The 17,224-nt window shown below is 68.6% G+C and carries 16 protein-coding genes and 1 tRNA gene; 3 read left to right on the forward strand and 14 right to left on the reverse strand.

Translation table 11 applies throughout. The annotated features are described in order from the left end of the window. Positions 1 to 43: 43 nt before the first annotated feature. Genes ABD056_RS10805 through ABD056_RS10820 form a run of 4 tightly spaced genes read right to left on the reverse strand, consistent with a single transcriptional unit; the run spans position 44 to position 4,575 of the window. Positions 44 to 592 carry a GNAT family N-acetyltransferase gene (locus ABD056_RS10805; protein WP_343866577.1) on the reverse strand — a complete coding sequence of 183 codons (549 nt, stop codon included), beginning with the start codon at positions 590 to 592 and terminating at the stop codon, positions 44 to 46. 29 nt (positions 593 to 621) lie between these two features. Then, complete coding sequence (locus tag ABD056_RS10810; RefSeq protein WP_343866578.1) at positions 622 to 1,668, reverse strand: ABC transporter substrate-binding protein; 1,047 nt, start codon at positions 1,666 to 1,668, stop codon at positions 622 to 624. Between the two features lie 13 nt (positions 1,669 to 1,681). Then, positions 1,682 to 3,739: an MFS transporter gene (locus ABD056_RS10815; protein ID WP_343866579.1), complete on the reverse strand. Its 2,058-nt coding sequence runs from the start codon at positions 3,737 to 3,739 to the stop codon at positions 1,682 to 1,684. Beyond that, positions 3,736 to 4,575 (reverse strand): hypothetical protein, encoded by an 840-nt coding sequence (locus ABD056_RS10820; protein WP_343866580.1) that lies wholly within the window; start codon positions 4,573 to 4,575, stop codon positions 3,736 to 3,738. The genes ABD056_RS10815 and ABD056_RS10820 overlap by 4 nt, the downstream gene beginning before the upstream one ends. 250 nt (positions 4,576 to 4,825) lie before the next feature. Here ABD056_RS10820 and ABD056_RS10825 point away from each other — a divergent pair, with 250 nt between their 5' ends. Genes ABD056_RS10825 through ABD056_RS10835 form a run of 3 tightly spaced genes read left to right on the forward strand, consistent with a single transcriptional unit; the run spans position 4,826 to position 6,601 of the window. After that, positions 4,826 to 5,434 (forward strand): Hcp family type VI secretion system effector, encoded by a 609-nt coding sequence (locus ABD056_RS10825; protein ID WP_343866581.1) that lies wholly within the window; start codon positions 4,826 to 4,828, stop codon positions 5,432 to 5,434. A gap of 17 nt (positions 5,435 to 5,451) precedes the next feature. Continuing rightward, on the forward strand, positions 5,452 to 5,976 hold the full coding sequence (locus ABD056_RS10830) for a type VI secretion system tube protein Hcp (RefSeq protein ID WP_343866582.1): 525 nt from the start codon (positions 5,452 to 5,454) through the stop codon (positions 5,974 to 5,976). Positions 5,977 to 6,010: 34 nt separating this feature from the next. Further along, complete coding sequence (locus ABD056_RS10835; protein WP_343866583.1) at positions 6,011 to 6,601, forward strand: type VI secretion system tube protein Hcp; 591 nt, start codon at positions 6,011 to 6,013, stop codon at positions 6,599 to 6,601. A gap of 102 nt (positions 6,602 to 6,703) precedes the next feature. Here ABD056_RS10835 and ABD056_RS10840 read toward each other — a convergent pair whose 3' ends face one another. From ABD056_RS10840 to rpmB, 10 genes are all read right to left on the reverse strand, one after another. Next, on the reverse strand, positions 6,704 to 7,510 hold the full coding sequence (locus ABD056_RS10840; RefSeq protein ID WP_343866584.1) for a hypothetical protein: 807 nt from the start codon (positions 7,508 to 7,510) through the stop codon (positions 6,704 to 6,706). Positions 7,511 to 7,626: 116 nt separating this feature from the next. Further along, positions 7,627 to 7,702: transfer RNA gene (locus tag ABD056_RS10845), tRNA-Lys, on the reverse strand. Positions 7,703 to 7,869: 167 nt separating this feature from the next. Further along, the gene (gene rodA / locus ABD056_RS10850; RefSeq protein WP_343866585.1) at positions 7,870 to 9,027 is read right to left on the reverse strand and encodes a rod shape-determining protein RodA; all 1,158 of its coding nucleotides are present in this window, start codon (positions 9,025 to 9,027) and stop codon (positions 7,870 to 7,872) included. A 3-nt stretch (positions 9,028 to 9,030) separates the two neighbouring features. Continuing rightward, positions 9,031 to 11,046, reverse strand: a complete 2,016-nt coding sequence (gene mrdA / locus ABD056_RS10855) for a penicillin-binding protein 2 (RefSeq protein ID WP_343866586.1) — start codon at positions 11,044 to 11,046, stop codon at positions 9,031 to 9,033. Positions 11,047 to 11,048: 2 nt separating this feature from the next. Continuing rightward, entirely contained in the window at positions 11,049 to 11,531 is a 483-nt protein-coding gene (gene mreD, locus ABD056_RS10860) for a rod shape-determining protein MreD (protein ID WP_343866587.1), read from the reverse strand. 110 nt (positions 11,532 to 11,641) lie between these two features. Next, complete coding sequence (gene mreC, locus ABD056_RS10865; protein ID WP_343866588.1) at positions 11,642 to 12,499, reverse strand: rod shape-determining protein MreC; 858 nt, start codon at positions 12,497 to 12,499, stop codon at positions 11,642 to 11,644. Positions 12,500 to 12,646: 147 nt separating this feature from the next. Beyond that, entirely contained in the window at positions 12,647 to 13,687 is a 1,041-nt protein-coding gene (locus tag ABD056_RS10870) for a rod shape-determining protein (protein WP_343866589.1), read from the reverse strand. A 145-nt stretch (positions 13,688 to 13,832) separates the two neighbouring features. Next, a complete protein-coding gene (locus ABD056_RS10875; RefSeq protein ID WP_343866590.1) occupies positions 13,833 to 15,380 on the reverse strand; it encodes a 2-isopropylmalate synthase in 1,548 nt (515 codons plus the stop codon). 509 nt (positions 15,381 to 15,889) lie between these two features. After that, positions 15,890 to 16,687, reverse strand: coding sequence for a dienelactone hydrolase family protein (locus ABD056_RS10880; RefSeq protein WP_343866591.1), 798 nt, complete (start codon positions 16,685 to 16,687; stop codon positions 15,890 to 15,892). A 220-nt stretch (positions 16,688 to 16,907) separates the two neighbouring features. Further along, positions 16,908 to 17,204 carry a 50S ribosomal protein L28 gene (gene rpmB, locus ABD056_RS10885; protein WP_343866621.1) on the reverse strand — a complete coding sequence of 99 codons (297 nt, stop codon included), beginning with the start codon at positions 17,202 to 17,204 and terminating at the stop codon, positions 16,908 to 16,910. Positions 17,205 to 17,224: the final 20 nt, after the last annotated feature.

Here is a 17,224-nt window from a genome sequence, read left to right on the forward strand (position 1 = left end):
TGAGGCGCCGGGGCGTCCTGAGCCGACCCTCGGTCGGGCGGCGTCAGATGTCCTGGTCGGCGCTGCCGGCGCCGTCGATGGGGGCGCCGTCCAGCACGAAGCTGTAGCCCGACTGCACGAAGCCGAGGCGGCTGTAGAGCTTGTGCGCCACCTCGCGGGTATAGGCGGTGGCGACGATGATGCGGGCGCAGTTGCGTTCCCGCAGCTTGGCGAGGCACCAGCCCATCATGCTCTTGCCGATGCCGCGGCCGCGGTAGGCGGCGTCGACCACCACCGAATCGACCTGCGCCTTCACCCGCGGGGTGCGGATGAGGTTGCAGTAGATGACCAGCTGGCAGGTGGCGACGACGCGGCCGTCGATTTCGCCCACCACCACCATGCCGCTGCGCGGGTTGGCGTTGATCTCCTTCAGCGTCGCCCGCATGGCCTCGGGGGCGGGCCGCTCGTCGGGGATCAGCTGGGCATAGAGATCGCGCAGGGCATCGACATCAGCCTCGGAGGCGCGCCGGAAGGTCAGCCCCGCCAGGGCATCCGCCTGTGGCCCCTGGGTCTCGGCGGGGACGGTGGCGGCGGCTTCGAGTACGGAAGTCATGGCGGTCTCCTGACTGGTGAAGCGCCCGGTCAGCGGATGAATTCCGCAAACCGGATCAGCTTCATCGGGGGATAGATGCCGAGCGTCTTGGCGACCGGCAGGTTTACAAGGAAGGAAAAGCGGCGCGGCGCCTCGATGGGGATGTCGGCGGGCGGCGTGCCCTTCAGCACCTGTTCGGCCTTCAGCGCGGTCAGCTGGCCGACGACGTAGTACTGGTTGACCACACCCATCAGCGCCTTGCCGTCGCGCACCGGCGCCTCGCCGGCAGCGAACACCGGCAGCCCGTGGGAGACGGCCTCGCCGGTGAGGGTCTGGCGGTTGATGTTCAGGAAGGTGTCGGCGCCCTGGTAGATCAGGTCCACTTGCGCCGCCGCCAGTTCGCGCACGAGGCCGGGGATGCTCTCGGCGTCGGGCTTGCCCTCGGCGTTGAGGGCGACGGCGCGCGACACCACCTCCACCCCCATCTTCTGCCCTTCCTCCACCACCCGGTTCATGTTGATGACCGAGTTGTTTTCGGTGGGCGTGTAGATGATGCCGACGCGGTCGAACTCCAGGTAGGTGCGGGCCGCTTCCAGCTGCACGCTTTCCGGCACCAGATAGTTGGTGCCGGTGATGTTGCGGCCCGACGAGTCCATGGACGGCACCAGCTTGGCCTCCACCGGCTGCGACACGATCATGAACACGCCGGGGATGTCGGTGATGTGCTTGGCCGGATCGGCGGCGTCGTAGGTGCCGAAGGTGGTCAGCGCCGTGGTCGAGCCCCAGGTCACCACCAGATCGGGCCGCTGCTGCTTGATCTCGGCGACGAAGCCGGGGATGCGGGCGGCCTCGGTGGCGGCGTCGTAGATGGTCAGGTCCACCGGCACCTTGCGGCTGGCCAGGAAGTCCTGGAAGCCGCGGCAGGCATCCTCGCACCCACGGAACACGATCATGGCGATGCGGTAGGGACTGGTGCGGGCGGCCGTTTCCTGGGCGGCGGCGGCGCGCGGGGCTGCACCCAGCAGGGTGGCGGCCGCCGCCAGCAGGCAGACGGCCAGGGCGAGCGTCGCCGGCAGACGACGGGAAGTACGAAGCATCGCGGTCATCTTCTCAGGCCTCGTCGACGACGGGGGTCTTGCTGGCGGACGCGCGGCCGAGCAACAGCAGCAGCCACAGCAGCACGGCGGAACCGGCCACGATGGCGCCGATGATCTGCGCCGCCGTCTCGTAGCCGTAGAGGGTGGCGAGGGAGGCCGCCGCCAGCGGGCCGAGCACGCTGCCCACGCGCTCCACCACGCGCAGGATGCCGAGCAGCGCCGTCTGGCCCAGTTCCTTCACTTCCTCAGCGCAGACTTCCGGGATCATGGCGATCAGCGGCGCGGTGCCGAGGGCATGGCCGAGGCCGAGGGTGATGACCGCCAGCAGCACGCCCAGCTCGCCGCCGCCCAGGAACGGGATGGCGGCGGCGCCGATGCCGGCCACCACGCCGCCCAGCACCACCAGCCCGCCGCGCCAGCCGCGCTGGTCGGCAAGCCTGGCGAACAGCGGGCTCATGATGATCATGATGGCGAAGTAGACCATCATCTGGCGGCCGATGGACGACTGGTTGTTGCCCAGTTCCGCCAGGTAGAGCGGGATCATGTAGAACAGGAAGCCGGTGAGGATCAGCTTGGCCGGCACCGCCCCCAGCACCATCAGCACGCCGAAGCGGAAGTTGGTCGACACCCGCTTCAGGGCCTGCATCAGCGGCACCCGCGCCACCTGTTCCTTGGTCTGCTTGGGCACGAAGACATAGGCGACGATCAGCCCCGACAGCAGCACCATGGCGGCCGAGACGATGAAGGTGGCGCGGAAGCCGATACGGTCGGCGATGACGCCGCCGAAGGAGGTGCCGCAGATGGCCGCAACCATGATGGCCGTCACGAACACCGCCATGCCCTGGGCGCGGTTCTCGCCGGTGGTCATTTCGGCGATGCGGCTCTGGCAGGCGATGGTGGCCATGGCATAGCCGATGGCATTGAGCGACCAGAAGGTGATCAGCTGGCCGAAGGTCTGCGCAAAACCGGTGCCCAGCAGCCCGACCAGGGTCGGGATCAGGCTGAGCAGGAACAGCCGCCGGCCGCCGATGCGGTCGGCCCAGCCGCCCGAGACCGGCGTCGCCGAGGCCATGAAGAACATGAAGGCGGAAATGGGCAGGCCGAGCACCGCCTCGTAGCTGAGGCCGGGGATGGGGGTGTAGAGGTCCTTCACGAAGTTCGGGAAGAACGACCGCGACATCTCGCCGGCCAGCACGTACAGCAGCAGCGGCATGCGCACGTCGGTCAGCACCTGCATCTGGAACGGCTTCGGCCGGTCGTCCTCGGCGAAGGAATAGGTGCGCAGCCGGTCCATGGCGGCGCTCACCGCCGCGCCGCCGGCCGCCGCGCCCTGCCCCACCCGCGCCATGACATCGCGGAAGCGTTCGTTCAGTGCCGTGACGCGGGCGTCGATGGTGGTGATCAGCGTCCCCACCTCGTCGCCGGAGCGGATGCCGGTGATGTGGCTGAAATCCCCCCGCGCGCCGCGCCGCATGGTGCGCATGGCCAGGGTCAGCGGGCCGCTGAGCGAGCGGTTGATGAAGAACATCAGCAGCTCGAAGGTCGCCAGCAGCGACACCATCAGCACCACCGCCAGGTCGAGGATGATGTCGGTCATGCTGCGGCGGACGAAATCCTTCGCCATGCCGACCCGCAGGCGGCCCACCGCCTCGCCGTTGCTCTGCAGCATGACGCTGCGCTCGCGGGCGCCGTCGACGCCGGCAAGGCCCATGGTCGGCTTCACGTCGGCCGCGTTGGGGCCGCGCAGGAACACCGCGGTGCCGTCCAGGGTGGTGACGGCCAGGTAGCCGATTTCCGGGTTGCCGGCCAGCACCTCGTCCAGCACCAGGTCGACGCCGATCAGCTGGTCGAGCGGAATGCCGAGGTCGAGCGCCTGCTGGAAGGTCGACGACAGCGCCGTCGCCACCGCCTGGGTCTTGGCATCCACTTCCGGCAGCAGGTCACGCTCAAAGGCCCGCAGGGTCAGCAGCAGCACCGTCAGCGCGGCAATGACCACCATGGCGCCGCTGACCAGGATGATGCGGCGGCGGACGTGGCCGAAATCCATGTCTTCGCTGGGTTTCGCACTCATGAAGCCCGACTCCGCGCGTCCGTCGTCTGCACCAGGGTTTCAAGGTCGCCGAGGGCGGTTTCCGCCTCCCGCACGGCGGCATCGAAGCGGCCGTACTCCTGCTCCATGGCGGCGCTGAGGGCATCGCCGGTGCCGGCCGGGCGGGGGCCGGCGGCTTCGGCATCGCCGCTGCTGCCGGCAAACCGGGCCAGCCACTTCAGCCGCTTGCTCACCGGCCGGAACAGGATCTGCACCGCCAGGAAGCCGAGCCCGGCGGCAGCGCCGGAGGCGATGATGACGTAGTCGGTCAGGGACGTGGTCATGGCGGCGATGCGGGTATCGACATAGGCCGTGCTGTAGACCACGGCGATGCCGCCCACCGGCTGCTCCAGCCGGTCCACCAGGGTCACCCCCAGCACCTGCCCACCCTCGGCGGTGGAGCGCCAGAAGCGGCCGCCGGAGCCGGCTGCCACCGCATCGGCCCAGGGCTGCGGCACCGCGCCCTCGCCCGCCGCGCCGTGGCCGGCGCCGTAGACCATGCGCCGCTCGGGCGCCGTCTCGAACACGTGGATGGCGGTGATCATGCGGTCCTGGCCGAGGGTGCGGTCGATCTGCTCCTGCATGGTGCGCACGTCGGACAGCGACAGGCCGAGCCGCAACGGCGCCTGGATGCCGTTCTGCAGGTGGCCGGCGGTCACCTCCAGACGCGACACCACCAGGGCGTCGAGGATCGACTTATACTTGTGCCAGGCCAGAACGGCGATCACGGCGGACGCAAAGATGACCAGCACCAATATCGTCGCAGTGATCTTGTAGCTGAACCGCAGGCCGAAAAGCGACAGGCTGCCACTGGCCACTTTCGTCACTACCCCCCAGAAGCCAATACCGTCCGCGACCCGGCGCGGAGCCGATTGCATACCAGTAAACCGTTTCCCCAACGGTCCCCATATGGGCTCACGATACGATACAAAGTCGTATCTGTCTTTTGGAAACTCAACGGTTCGACTTACCCTTACTCCCCCTGCCGGAGTTTCGACTATCGGGTTGCCGGGCGCATCCGGGCGGGGTAAATGGGTATCTGATCATCCGTTGGAAGGAGCCCCTGCGTTGGCTCAGATCGTCCTCATGATCCCGCGCCGCCGCGACTTTACCGAAAAGCTGCTGAAGGACGTGGTGAAGTCCGTCACCGGCGGTCCCGAGGAGACTCCCTGGGTGGAAGGGGAGTGCGAACTCACCGACTATCACCGGATGATCCTGGTCGAGACGGTGGAGTGGGAATCGGAGGTTGAGGCGGAGGAACCCGGCGACGGCCGCCGCACCGTCCATGCCCCGCGCATCGAGACCGTGAAGATCAAGCGCCGGGCGGACATCTCCTCCGCCAGCCTGACCCGCTGGGTGCTGACCACGCGGGTGAGCACCTATCCGTGGGAACTCTATTTCCTGCGCGGCATCGGCGGCCAGTTCATCGGCAACCTGCCGGCCGGGGCGCCGAAGCGCGACTACCTCGGCCCCATGCAGGTGCGCTTCATGACCATGCAGCTCTACAACCCGCTCATCACCAAGTACAGCTTCACCATCGGCGACGACGAAGCCGAGGAGAACCTGGAGGTGAGCGCCACCAAGATCCGCTGGATCTACCACAAGACCGACGAAACGCAGCGGCTGGAAGGGCAGGTCTCGGTGACCTACGACCTCCAGGCCGGCCGCGTGGTCTGAGCGGAGGACACCCTGCCATGGCCGTCATCCTGCTGCGGATCCCCACCGGCAAGACCACCTGGGTGGAAGGCGAATCGCGCCTCTACAAGTTCGAGAAACTGCTGCTGGTGGAGCAGGTGTCCTACGAGGTGGAGGTGGAGAGCGAACTCCACCTGGAAGGCCGCCGCACCGTGCATGCGCCGCACCTGTCGTCGGTGACCCTGGAACGCCGCATGGACATGGGATCGGCGGAGATCACCCGCTCGCTGCTGTCCACCCGCGTCTCGAAATACCCGTGGGAGCTGTACTTCTTCAAGGCCGCCGGCGGCGGCGTGGTGAAGGAGGGGGAAAGCGCCCACCCGGTCCATTTCATGACCATGAAGCTGCACCGGGCGCTGATCCGCCACCAGACCATCTCCGCCGAGGACGACGGCGACATCATGGAGACGCTGGAAGTGGGCGCCGCCGCCGTGCAGTGGGAATACACCGCCTTTTCGTCGGAGCAGCGGGCCCGCGGCAAGGCCGGCTTCACCTTCGACGTCCAGGTCGGCCGCGTGCTGTGACCGCCCCTGACCCCGAGCCGCAACGGAGCAGACCATGCAGATGATCTTCCTCGATTTCCCCGGGGTGAAGGGGGAAGTGACACTGGCCGGCTTCGCCGGGCTGGTGGCCTGCACCGACTTCGAGATGGACTGCAAGATGGGGCCCCTGGGCGAGACCAAGCTCAAGGACCGCTTCGCCCCCCTGGACGGCGACGAGCCCGAGACGCGCGAAGCCATGGGCATCGACAACATCACCATCACCCGCGTGATCGACAAGGCGACGCCCAAGTTCTTCCAGCTGGCGTTCGCCGACAAGGACGAGCTGGGCGGCGGCGAGACGGCCCGCATCCTGGTGTGCCGCGCCTTCGAACGCGACGACCCGCTGGGCATCGGCAGCCTGCAGCTGAACGTGTCGCTGGAAAACGGCGTATCGCTGTCGTCGGGCATCCAGTGGACGGAGCCGTTCCTCAAGTTCACCCTGAAGAACTGCCACATCACCAGTCACAAGGTGACCATCAGCAGCGACAGCCTGACCGAGGAATTCGAGATCGGGTTCAAGGAAATCACCATGGAATACATCGTCTACAAGAACGGCAAGCGCATGGGGAACGTGGTGGCCAACGTCGACATCGCCTCCAACGACTGACGGCGCCGCCCGCCCCGCCTGCCCGCCCCCGCCTTCTGCCACAGGCCCCGGCCCCGCTGCCGGGGCCTGTGGCGTTTGACGGCACCCTTGGCGGCAGCGCGCCTACCGCTGCTGCACCGTCAGCACGATGTCGACCTCCACGGGTCCGCCGGCTTCCGGCAGGTGTTCGCGGCTGGTCTGCCAGATCACCCGCAAGGGCTTGCCCAGCGCCGCCTCCGGCCGGTCCAGCAGGCGTTCCAAGGCCGCGTCGGTGCGCAGCACGAAGAAGGAGCGGGTCTCGCCGTCGACGGTGAGCAGCAGGTGGACGTAATCGCCGTATTCGAAGCCGTCGAAGGTGCCGGTGGTTTCCTCCACCGGCCCGACCGGCTGCGGCGCGGCATCGGCTGTCACGCCGATGAGGGCGGCGGTGAACGTGGCGGCATCGGACAGCAGTTCCGCCTCCCGTTCCGAAAACGCCTTGCGCTTGGGCGACACCGCCTGCCGGTCGCCATCCAGCCAGCGCACCATGGCGCCGGCCTGGAAGTAGTGGCGTTCCTCCCGCGTCGAGGCGCCCGCCCCGGTCACGGCCTGGGTGGTCACCGCCTGGAAGACGAACACCAGCCCGTCGTCATCGAAGTAGAAGTCCTGCGTGGTGTCGCCATGGTCGCCGGGGTGCCGCACCGCGATGCGGCGGATCGCCTCTCCGTCGAACCATCCGATCGCCTCGACCGGCACCGGCCACCAGTCGCGGTCGACCACCACCTCGCGCCGCTCGAACCGATCCAGCCGGGCGTTCACCTCGGCGTAGACCTGGCGATGATAGGCGGTCACGTCCTGCGCCGCCGCCGCCGACAGCGGAAGCGACACCATCCCCGCACCCCCGGCCGACGCCAGCAGCACAGCCGCCAGCAGCATTCCCCCTCTGCGCATGCCTGCCCCCTTCCTCACCTCACGCGGGCAAGTGTACGCCTGAGCACGCGCCGGCGGAAGAGGATGCGCAGAAAGAGCAAGGCCCCGGAAACGCCAGCGTTTCCGGGGCCTTGAATTGGTGGGCGCACAAGGACTCGAACCTTGGACCCGCTGATTAAGAGTCAGCTGCTCTACCAACTGAGCTATGCGCCCGCAGGGTACGTTCAGGGTACTTTTCTGCGGCCCGTCAGGAGTTTAGCGCCGTCTTTCGGGGCGGTCCGTCCTGCCGAGGCGCGCTTTATACCCAACGCCTTGCACCCCGGCAAGACCTTTTTTCAAAAAAATGTCCGCCACCGGCACCATGCCCTCGCCACCCGCCGTCACGGCTCGTCATAGCCGCCGCGGCGGCCGATCTGGACGTCGCGGTGGATGTGAACGCTCATCAGGCAGCCGAAGGCGATCAGCAGCGTCAGCATGGCGGTGCCGCCGTAGGAGATCAGCGGCAGCGGCACGCCCACCACCGGAATGAGCCCCATCACCATGGCGATGTTGATGAACACATAGAGGAAGAACGTCGTCGTCACGCCGATGGCCACCAGCCGGCCGAACTGGTGGCGGCTGCGCAGGGCGATGACGAAGCCGTAGATCAGCACCACCACATACAGCCCCAGCAGGATGATGCCGCCGGCCATGCCGAACTCTTCCGCCATCATGGTGAAGATGAAGTCGGTCTGCCGTTCCGGCAGGAAGTTCAGGTGGCTCTGGGTGCCCTGCAGGAAGCCCTTGCCGAACACCCCGCCCGACCCCAGCGCGATCTTCGACTGCAGGATGTGATAGCCGGTGCCGAGCGGGTCGCTCTCCGGGTTCAGGAAGGTCAGCACGCGGTTCTTCTGGTAGTCACGCAGGAAGTTCCACGCCACCGGCACCGCCGCCATGCCGGCCGCCAGCACCAGGGCGAACTTCCACAGCCGCACGCCGGCCATGAAGAAGGTGACCCCCGACCCGGCAATCAGCATCAGCGCCGTGCCGAGGTCCGGCTGCTTCAGCACCAGGGCGGCGGGGGCGAAGACCAGCAGCATGGGCGGCACCAGGAACAGCGGCCGCCCCACGTCCTCCAGGCTGGCGCCATGGAAATAGCGGGCCAGCGCCAGCACCAGCGACACCTTCATCAGCTCCGACGGCTGCAGCTGGAAGATGCCGAGGTCGATCCACCGCTGCGCCCCCATGCCGATCTCGCCGCGCACCTCCACCGCCACCAGCAGCACGAAGGCGATGCCGTAGGCGGTATAGGACCACTTCATCAGCTGCCGCACGTCGATGAGGGCGATGCCGAGCATGAACGCCAACCCGATCGCGAACCGCATGATCTGGCGGTTGGCCCACGGGTCCCAGCTGCCGTTGGCGGCCGAGTAGAGCATCAGGAAGCCGACCGAGGCGATGAGGGTGATGAGGAACACCAGGCTCCAGCTCACCTGCCACAGCTTTTCCGTCGTCGTCATGTCGCCGCGGCGGCGACGGTGGGAGAGGAATTCCGACATGCCTCAGGTCCCCGTTCCATCCGGCTTGGCCAGCGGCCGCGGCAGGCCGTTGTTGAACACCGCCGGCTGCAGGTCGCCGGCCACGGCGGCCCCGCCGGCGGTGCCGGTGGGATCGTCGGGGCCGGGTTCGGCTTCCGGCGGCAGCGCCAGCATCTCTTCCGCCGTCGGCGTGCGGCGGGCGGGGTCGAGGCGGATGCACTCGTCCATGATCGCCTTGGCGATGGGCGCCGCCACCGCCGAGCCGCCGCCCCCGTGCTCCACCACCACCGCGCAGGCGTAGCGCGGGTTTTCATAGGGGGCATAGGCGACGAACAGGGCGTGGTCGCGGAAGCGCCACGGCAGGTCTTCGTTCTTGATGACGCCGCCCTGGCGCTCGGTCATGGTGATGCGGCGCACCTGGGCGGTGCCGGTCTTGCCGGCCATCTTCACGTCGGCATGGGCGAGCGCCGCCTTGCGAGCCGTGCCCTGGGCGCCGTGCACCACCTCCAGCATGCCCAGCCGCACCATGTCGAGGTTGTGGCGGGTGATGCCCAGCGGCTCCGGCGTCTGCGCCGGGCGCGGCATCAGGTTGCCGTCCGGCCCGACGACCTGCCGCGACAGCACCGGCCGCACCGCGAGGCCGGTGGCCAGCCGCGCCGTCATCACCGCCAGCTGCAGCGGCGTGGTCAGCACGTAGCCCTGGCCGATGCCGGCCACCAGCGTCTCGCCCTTGTGCCACGGCTGGTCCAGGGTGGCGCGCTTCCAGGCGGTGGTGGGAATGAGGCCCGGCCGCTCGTGCGGCAGCCCGACATCCACCACCTTGCCGAGGCCGAAGCGCTGCGACATCTCGGCGATGCGGTCGACGCCGACGCGCTTGGCGATCTCATAGAAATAGACGTCGCACGACTGGGCGATGGCCTGCACCAGGTTCATGGAGCCGTGGCCGCCCTTCTTCCAGCAGTGGAAGCGGGCATTGCCGAGGGCCATGTGGCCGGGGCAGAAGACGGTGTTCTCCGGCTTGATGACGCCGGCTTCCAGCGCCGCCAGGGCCACCACCATCTTGTAGGTGGAGCCGGGGGCATACTGGCCGGCCACCGGCTTGTTGGTCAGCGGCGCGTGGTCGTTGCCCACCAGCGCCTTCCACTCGGCATTGGAAAGGCCGCGGTTGAAGGCGTTGGGGTCGTAGCCGGGGTTGGACACCATGGCCAGCACCTCGCCGGTATGGACGTCCATCAGCACCACCGAGGCGCTTTCTTCCTGCAGCACGTCGGCGGCGATCTTCTGCAGCCGGGCGTCGAGGGTGAGGGTCAGCTCGTCGCCAGGGTCGCCCTCCTCCCGCCGCAGCTCGCGGATGACGCGGCCGACGGCGTTGACCTCCACCTGGCTGGTGCCGGCGGAGCCGCGCAGGGCGCGGTCGTACTCGCGCTCGATGCCGGCCTTGCCGATGCGGAAGCCGGGCAGTTCCAGCAGCGGCTCGCCGGTCAGGTCTTCTTCCGACACCGCCGCCACATAGCCGAGGACGTGGGAGAAATCCTCGCCCCAGGGGTAATAGCGGGCAAGACCCTCGTCGATGATGATGCCGGGCAGGTCGGGGGCGTTGACCTGGATGCGCGCCATCTCCGTCCACGACAGGTTCTCGCGCACCGTCACCGGCACGAAGCCGCGCTTGCGCCCCACTTCCTTCAGCACCCGCTGGCGGTCGTGGTCGCCGAGGGTGATGATGGAGCCGAGGGCGTCCAGGGTCGCCTCGATGTCCTTGGTCTGCTCGCGCACCAGCAGCACGCGGAAGTTCTGCTTGTTCACCGCCAGCGGAACGCCGAAACGGTCCACCAGCCGGCCGCGGGGCGGCGGCAGCAGGCGGATGTTGATGCGGTTTTCCTCCGCCAGCGTCTTGTAGCGGTCGGACTCCAGCACCTGCAGATAGTACATGCGCGCCACCAGGGCGGAGACCAGCGCCGTCTTGCCCGCCGCCAGCCCGATGGCCCGGCGGGAGAACACCTTCGCGCGGTCTCCCTGGCGGGAGGTGATGGAACGCACCATGGTCAGGCGTCCTTGATGAGGTACAGCTGCGCCCGGGCCAGCACCCAGCCGAGCACAGGATACAGCGCCAGCGTTAACATGTACTCCACCGCCACCGTCTGCAGGTCGGTGCCGACGCCATAGATGAGCGATACCGCCAGCCAGCGCGCCCCGGTGGCCAGGAAGGCGACCACCGCAAACGCCCACCAGGTGACGGCGAAGGACTTGTTCTTGAAGAACTTGTACTGGCTCACGACCAGGCCGGTGGCGATCAGCAGGGTCAGCGCGCCGGAGCCCAGCGGCGCCCCGGTCAGGATGTCCTCGAACAGACCAAGCGTGAAGGCCGAACCATAGCCCATCAGGTCAGGCCGGTACACGGCCCAATAGTAGACGCCGATGAGCGACAGCATGGGGCCCACCCGGACCATGCCGGGCAGGTGAGTCGGCGTCGCCGCCAGCAGGATGAGCAGAAGGGTGAGGACGAACGGCACCATGTGCCGCGCCATCGTGTCCATCCGCTGCCACAGGGTGGGACGCATTGCCGCCGTTTCGCTTCGTTTCTACCGTGCCACTGACCCGCCGGCCGGCCCGCGGGCCGCGCCGCCGGTGCCGCGCCTCATTCCAGCGCAGTGCCCGACAGGATGCCGGACAGGCCGTAGTCGACAGCCTGCACCACCTCCAGCCGATCACGCTGGACATAGGGTGCCACACGCACGACGCCATCCTCCACCGAAGCCACCACGCCCACCGGCAGGCCCTGCGGGAAGGCGCCGGCGGCGCCCGAGGTGACCACCAGGTCCCCCGGCACCACGCCGGCGTTGGCCGGCAGGTAGATCAGCCGTGGCCGGTCGGTGTTCTCGCCGGCCATGATGGCCCGCTGGCGGCCCTCGCCCACCATCACCGGAATGCGGGAGTTGATGTCGGTGATCAGCAGCACGCGGGAGGTACGGCGGCCCACCTCGGCCACCCGGCCGACCAGCCCCTCGCCGGTCATCACCGCCTGCCCCTTTCGCACGCCGTCGCCGCCGCCGGCCAGCATGAGCAGGCTGTGGGCGAAGGCGCCGCCGGTGTCGGCCACCACGCGGGCGGAGACGAACGACGCCTCCGGCTCCGGGCGGAAGTTCTGCAGGGCGCGCAGGGCCTCGTTCTCGGCTTCCAGCTTGCGGGCCACCATCTGCCAGCGCATCAGGCGCTCGTTGTCGGCGCGCAGGCGCTGGTTTTCTTCGTGCAGGGCGGTGAACTCGCGCACCGTTTCCACCGCCTGCGCCAGCGACGCCGCCGGACGCGACAGCACGTCCAGCACCGGCGCCACCGAATCGGCGATGGAGGTGCGCGCCCGCTCCACCAGCACGGTGTCCGCCTTGCCCAGCAGCATGAGGGCGAAGGATGCCCCCACCAGCGCCAGCAGGGCGAAACGCTGCATGACACCCCGCAGGGCGCCCAGGCGGTTCAGCGCGACGGACGACTGCTTCACGAGGACCATCCCCCACCATCACGCAGGACCGGCCCATGCGGGGCCGGTGCCGCGGCAACCTCGACTCTTCTCTCGATCCCGTCGCCCTGCATCCACCGCCGGTTCGGCGCCGGACGGACCCTGAAGCCCGCCGCGGCGCCCCCGATCTCAGTACATGGAGGTCAGGACGTTCTTGAGCTTCTTCATCTCTTCCAGGGCGCGGCCGGTGCCGAGCGCCACGCACGACAGCGGATCGTCGGCGATGGAGACCGGCAGCCCGGTGGCCGCGCGCAGGACATAGTCCAGGTTGGTCAGCAGCGCACCGCCGCCGGTGAGCACGATGCCCTTGTCGACGATGTCGGCCGCCAGTTCGGGGGCGGTGTGCTCCAGCGCCACCTTCACCGCCTCGACGATGGCCGAGACCGGCTCGGCCAGGCTCTCGGCGATCTGGCGCTCGGAGATGACCAGTTCCTTGGGCACGCCGTTCATCAGGTCGCGGCCCTTGATTTCCATGGTGCGGCCTTCGCCGCCTTCCGGCGTGCAGGCGCAGCCGATTTCCTTCTTGATGCGCTCCGCCGAGCCTTCACCCACCAGCAGGTTGTGGTTGCGGCGGATGTAGCCGATGATCGCCTCGTCCATCTTGTCGCCGCCGACGCGCACGCTGCGGGCGTAGACGATGCCGCCCAGCGACAGCACGGCCACTTCGGTGGTGCCGCCGCCGATGTCGACGACCATGGAGCCGGTCGGCTCGGTCACCGGCAGGCCGGCGCCGATGGCGGCGGCCATGGGTTCCTCGATCAGGTAGACGCGGCGGGCCCCGGCGGCCTCGGCGCTTTCCTGGATGGCGCGGCGCTCGACGGCGGTGGAGCCGGAGGGCACGCAGATGATCACCATCGGCGAGGCAAAGCTGCGCCGGTTGTGCACCTTGCGGATGAAGTGCTTGATCATCTCTTCCGCCACTTCGAAGTCGGCGATGACGCCGTCGCGAAGCGGCCGGATGGCCTGGATGTTGCCGGGCGTGCGGCCGAGCATCTGCTTGGCTTCGTCGCCGACGGCCAGCACCTGCTTCTTGCCCTTGACCTCGGCGATGGCCACCACCGACGGCTCGTTCAGAACGATGCCGCGACCCTTCACGTACACCAGCGTGTTCGCGGTACCGAGGTCAATCGCCATGTCGGCGGAGAGCCAACCGGTCAGCCTGGAAAACATGCTTCCTCACTCAGCCCAGCTAATTGCCAAACGTTATGGCCTGCGATTCGACAATGCCGGAGGAAATGGCACCCTCCGGCATCGCCCCTATCCCTATCTTCCCCAAGGCCCCGCAACAAGTGAAAAGCTGGGGCCTTTTCGTGAATCACGCCCCCGCCCCGGCCGGCGCGGTCTTCTCGCGCTTGACCAGCAGCTTGTTGAGGGCGGTGACGTAGGCCTTGGCCGACGCCACCAGCGTATCGGTATCGGCGCCCTGACCGTTGACGGTCTTGCCGTTCTCCTCCAGCCGCACGGTCACCTCGGCCTGGGCATCGGTGCCCTGTGTGACGGCATGGACCTGGTAGAGCTGCAGGCGGGCGGTGGTCTCGACAATGGCCTTGATGGCCTTGAAGGTGGCGTCCACCGGGCCGTCGCCCTCGGCGGTGACGGTCTTGCGGTCGCCGTCCACATCCAGCGTCAGGGTGGCGGTCTGCGGACCGCGGGTGCCGCACACCACCGCCAGGTCGATCACCCGGATGCGGTCGTAGGCGCGCAGGATCTCGTCGTCGACCAGGGCGGCGATGTCCTCGTCGAACACCTCCTTCTTGACGTCGGCCAGATCCTTGAAGCGCTTGAAGGCGTCGTTCAGGCGGGCATCGTCGAGGTCGTAGCCGAGCGCCTTCACCTTGTCGCGGAAAGCATGGCGGCCGGAGTGCTTGCCCAGCACCAGGGTCGACTTGTTGAGGCCGACGCTGTCCGGCGTCATGATCTCGTAGGTCTGGGCGTTCTTCAGCATGCCGTCCTGGTGGATGCCCGATTCGTGGGCGAAGGCATTCTTGCCGACGATCGCCTTGTTGGGCTGCACCACGAAGCCGGTCACCGTCGACACCAGCCGCGAGGCGCGGGTGATGAGGGTGGTGTCGATGCCCGTTTCATAGGGCATGCGGTCGGCCCGCGTGCGCAGGGCCATGACGATCTCTTCCATCGCCGCGTTGCCGGCGCGCTCGCCCAAGCCGTTGATGGTGCATTCCACCTGCCGGGCGCCGGCATTCACGGCCGCCAGGCTGTTGGCGACGGCAAGCCCGAGGTCGTTGTGGCAGTGGACGGAGAAGATCGCCTTGTCGGCGTTCGGCACCCGCTCGATCAGCATGGCGATCAGGGCGGCGTATTCATCCGGCACGGCATAGCCGACCGTGTCGGGAATGTTGATGGTGGTGGCGCCGGCAGCGATGGCGGCCTCGACGCAGCGGCACAGGAAGTCGTGCTCGGTGCGGGAGCCGTCTTCGGCCGACCATTCCACGTCGTCCACCTTGCTGCGGGCGTAGGAGACGCTGTCCTTCACCGCCTGGAGCACCGCATCGGGCTCCATCTGCAGCTTGTACTTCATGTGCAGCGGGCTGGTGGAGATGAAGGTGTGGATGCGCTTGCGGGTGGCCGGGGCCAGCGCCTCGGCGGCGCGGTCGATGTCGGCGCGGGTGGCGCGGGCGAGGCCGGCTATGATCGCCCGGCGGCTCTGCTTCGCCACCGCGTTCACCGCCTCGAAATCACCGTTGGAGGCGATGGGGAAACCGGCTTCGATGACGTCGACGCCCATGTCCTCCAGCAGCGCGGCGATGCGGCACTTCTCCTCCAGGTTCATGGAGGCGCCGGGGCTCTGTTCGCCGTCGCGCAGGGTGGTGTCGAAGATGACGACGCGGTTGGACTGGCTGCTCATCGGAAACCGGACGCGGGGGAGAAAGGAAAGGGCGGGACTGGGGACACGCATCGGCGGCCGGGCCGCTGTTCCGTCGATCGCCAGCCGGTTGCCGGGCCGGGGGCCGGCCGTGCGGTCAGCGGCGGCGCCGACGTCGCGGCCGCCCGGTGTCGATGGATCGCCGTTCCGACGCAAGAATGCCCGCGAAGTCCGGACCGGCGGAACGGGGGCTAGCCCCAGGCTCGCACGCCATGGCCCTGGTCCTCGCGTCGTTGCGCATTGGCACTCCCTGCCGTCGGATCGGAGGTTCGACTTGATGCGGATGTTTTCGACTTGTGCAGAGATGTCTTCGGCGCGATCCGCGACCCCCCACTCAAGTACCGCCTCTGTATATCACTTTCGCCACGGCAGGCGGAACACCTAATTTCCCCACAGCACCCGGAAAATGATGCACGCGCGAACGGGCCGCGGCGCCGGGGTGCGCCGCAGCCTGCTGCTGCCGGGTCGGCCGCCGCCGCAGGGGCGACGGGTTACTGCGACGGATCGGCGCGCGTCTCCGTCTGGGTCGGCGCTTCCGTCGGGTCGGTGCGGCCCTGGGCGCGGGCGGTGCGCAGGTGCTCCACCAGGAAGCCGAGGGTGCGCGTCCACGCCTGCGCCGCGGCGCCGGCATCGTGACCGTCGCCGGCTGGGTCGGCGAAGCCGCTGTCGGCGTCGTACCAGAACAGTTCCAGCGACCGTCCGGCCCGCACCATGCCGTCCTGGAAGGTGCTGACCATGGGCTCGTCGATGACGCCGTCGCGGGTGGCGAAGTGGCCCAGCACCGGCGCGTTCAGGTCGGCCAGCCGGCCGGCGTCCAGCGCCACGTCGGCGTAGTAGACCACCACCGCCTGCACCGGTGCGCCCAGGCTGGAGCGCAGCGCCAGCGCACCGCCCTCGCCCCAGCCCATGAGGCCGACGCGGCCGGCGGTTTCCTGCCGCTGGCGCAGCCACTCCACCCACGCCTGCACCACCTCTTCGGAGACCGCCTCGCCGGAGGGGGCCGGCACCGCCAGGGCGGCGAAGTCCTGCCGCACCAGTTCCTGCGCCACCTCGGCGACCTGCTGCTCGCTGGCGGTCTGCCCGTAGAGCAGCACCACCGCCGGCAGATCCTCGCCGCCCTGCGGCAGCGCCAGGGCGGCCTGCGAGCCGCCGCCGGCGACATCCTCGGGCAGCGTCACCGCCTCCATGCCCTGCGGCAGGGCCTGCGCGAGTCGCGGCGCTGCCACGACGGCGGCAGCCGCCAGCATCAGGCAGGCGAAACCGGCAAGCGGGCTACGGCGGGCAGTCATGGGCGAGCCTCTCCTTCTTCCTCTGCGGCACCATCGGCATCCGATGAACGCCAACGCACGACACGGCGCCGGCGATGCCCATATCGGCGCCGGGGGCGGCGTTTCCAGCCCGCCGAACGGAGAGGATGGCCCGAAAGCGGAAAGGGGGCCCGGAAAGGCGATCGGGGCCGCCTCCTTGCGGAAGCGGCCCCGATGGCGTGCGACGAAGCGCGGAGGTGCGTTACGCAGCGGACTGCGCGGCGGCGACCTTCTGGATGCGCTTCTTCAGCTTGCGGGCCTCGCTCGACAGCTTGGTGTCGGCGGTGGACAGCAGATAGGCGTCAATGCCGCCCCGGTGCTCGACAGTGCGAAGGCCGTGGGCGGACAGGCGCAGGCGAACCTGGGACTGCAGAACGTCAGACGTCATCGACGTGACCTGCAGGTTCGGCTCCCACGTGCGGCGGGTCTTGTTGTGAGCGTGGCTCACATTGTTCCCGGTCATGACGCCCTTGCCGGTGATGGCACAACGACGGGGCATGGCCTTGTCCTTCTCGATGT

The organism is Caenispirillum bisanense (genome assembly GCF_039523075.1).
Taxonomy (GTDB): Bacteria; Pseudomonadota; Alphaproteobacteria; order Rhodospirillales; family Rhodospirillaceae; genus Caenispirillum; species Caenispirillum bisanense.

Excerpts from the sequence above, each read along its gene's own strand:
- mreD (WP_343866587.1), bottom strand. The coding sequence starts at position 11,531 with ATGGCGCGGCACATGGTGCCGTTCGTCCTCACCCTTCTGCTCATCCTG.
- ABD056_RS10830 (WP_343866582.1), top strand. The coding sequence starts at position 5,452 with ATGGCCGTCATCCTGCTGCGGATCCCCACCGGCAAGACCACCTGGGTG.
- ABD056_RS10810 (WP_343866578.1), bottom strand. The coding sequence starts at position 1,668 with ATGCTTCGTACTTCCCGTCGTCTGCCGGCGACGCTCGCCCTGGCCGTC.
- ABD056_RS10875 (WP_343866590.1), bottom strand. The coding sequence starts at position 15,380 with ATGAGCAGCCAGTCCAACCGCGTCGTCATCTTCGACACCACCCTGCGC.
- rodA (WP_343866585.1), bottom strand. The coding sequence starts at position 9,027 with ATGTCGGAATTCCTCTCCCACCGTCGCCGCCGCGGCGACATGACGACG.
- ABD056_RS10880 (WP_343866591.1), bottom strand. The coding sequence starts at position 16,687 with ATGACTGCCCGCCGTAGCCCGCTTGCCGGTTTCGCCTGCCTGATGCTG.
- ABD056_RS10835 (WP_343866583.1), top strand. The coding sequence starts at position 6,011 with ATGCAGATGATCTTCCTCGATTTCCCCGGGGTGAAGGGGGAAGTGACA.
- mrdA (WP_343866586.1), bottom strand. The coding sequence starts at position 11,046 with ATGGTGCGTTCCATCACCTCCCGCCAGGGAGACCGCGCGAAGGTGTTC.
- ABD056_RS10840 (WP_343866584.1), bottom strand. The coding sequence starts at position 7,510 with ATGCGCAGAGGGGGAATGCTGCTGGCGGCTGTGCTGCTGGCGTCGGCC.
- ABD056_RS10870 (WP_343866589.1), bottom strand. The coding sequence starts at position 13,687 with ATGTTTTCCAGGCTGACCGGTTGGCTCTCCGCCGACATGGCGATTGAC.
- rpmB (WP_343866621.1), bottom strand. The coding sequence starts at position 17,204 with ATGCCCCGTCGTTGTGCCATCACCGGCAAGGGCGTCATGACCGGGAAC.
- ABD056_RS10815 (WP_343866579.1), bottom strand. The coding sequence starts at position 3,739 with ATGAGTGCGAAACCCAGCGAAGACATGGATTTCGGCCACGTCCGCCGC.
- ABD056_RS10805 (WP_343866577.1), bottom strand. The coding sequence starts at position 592 with ATGACTTCCGTACTCGAAGCCGCCGCCACCGTCCCCGCCGAGACCCAG.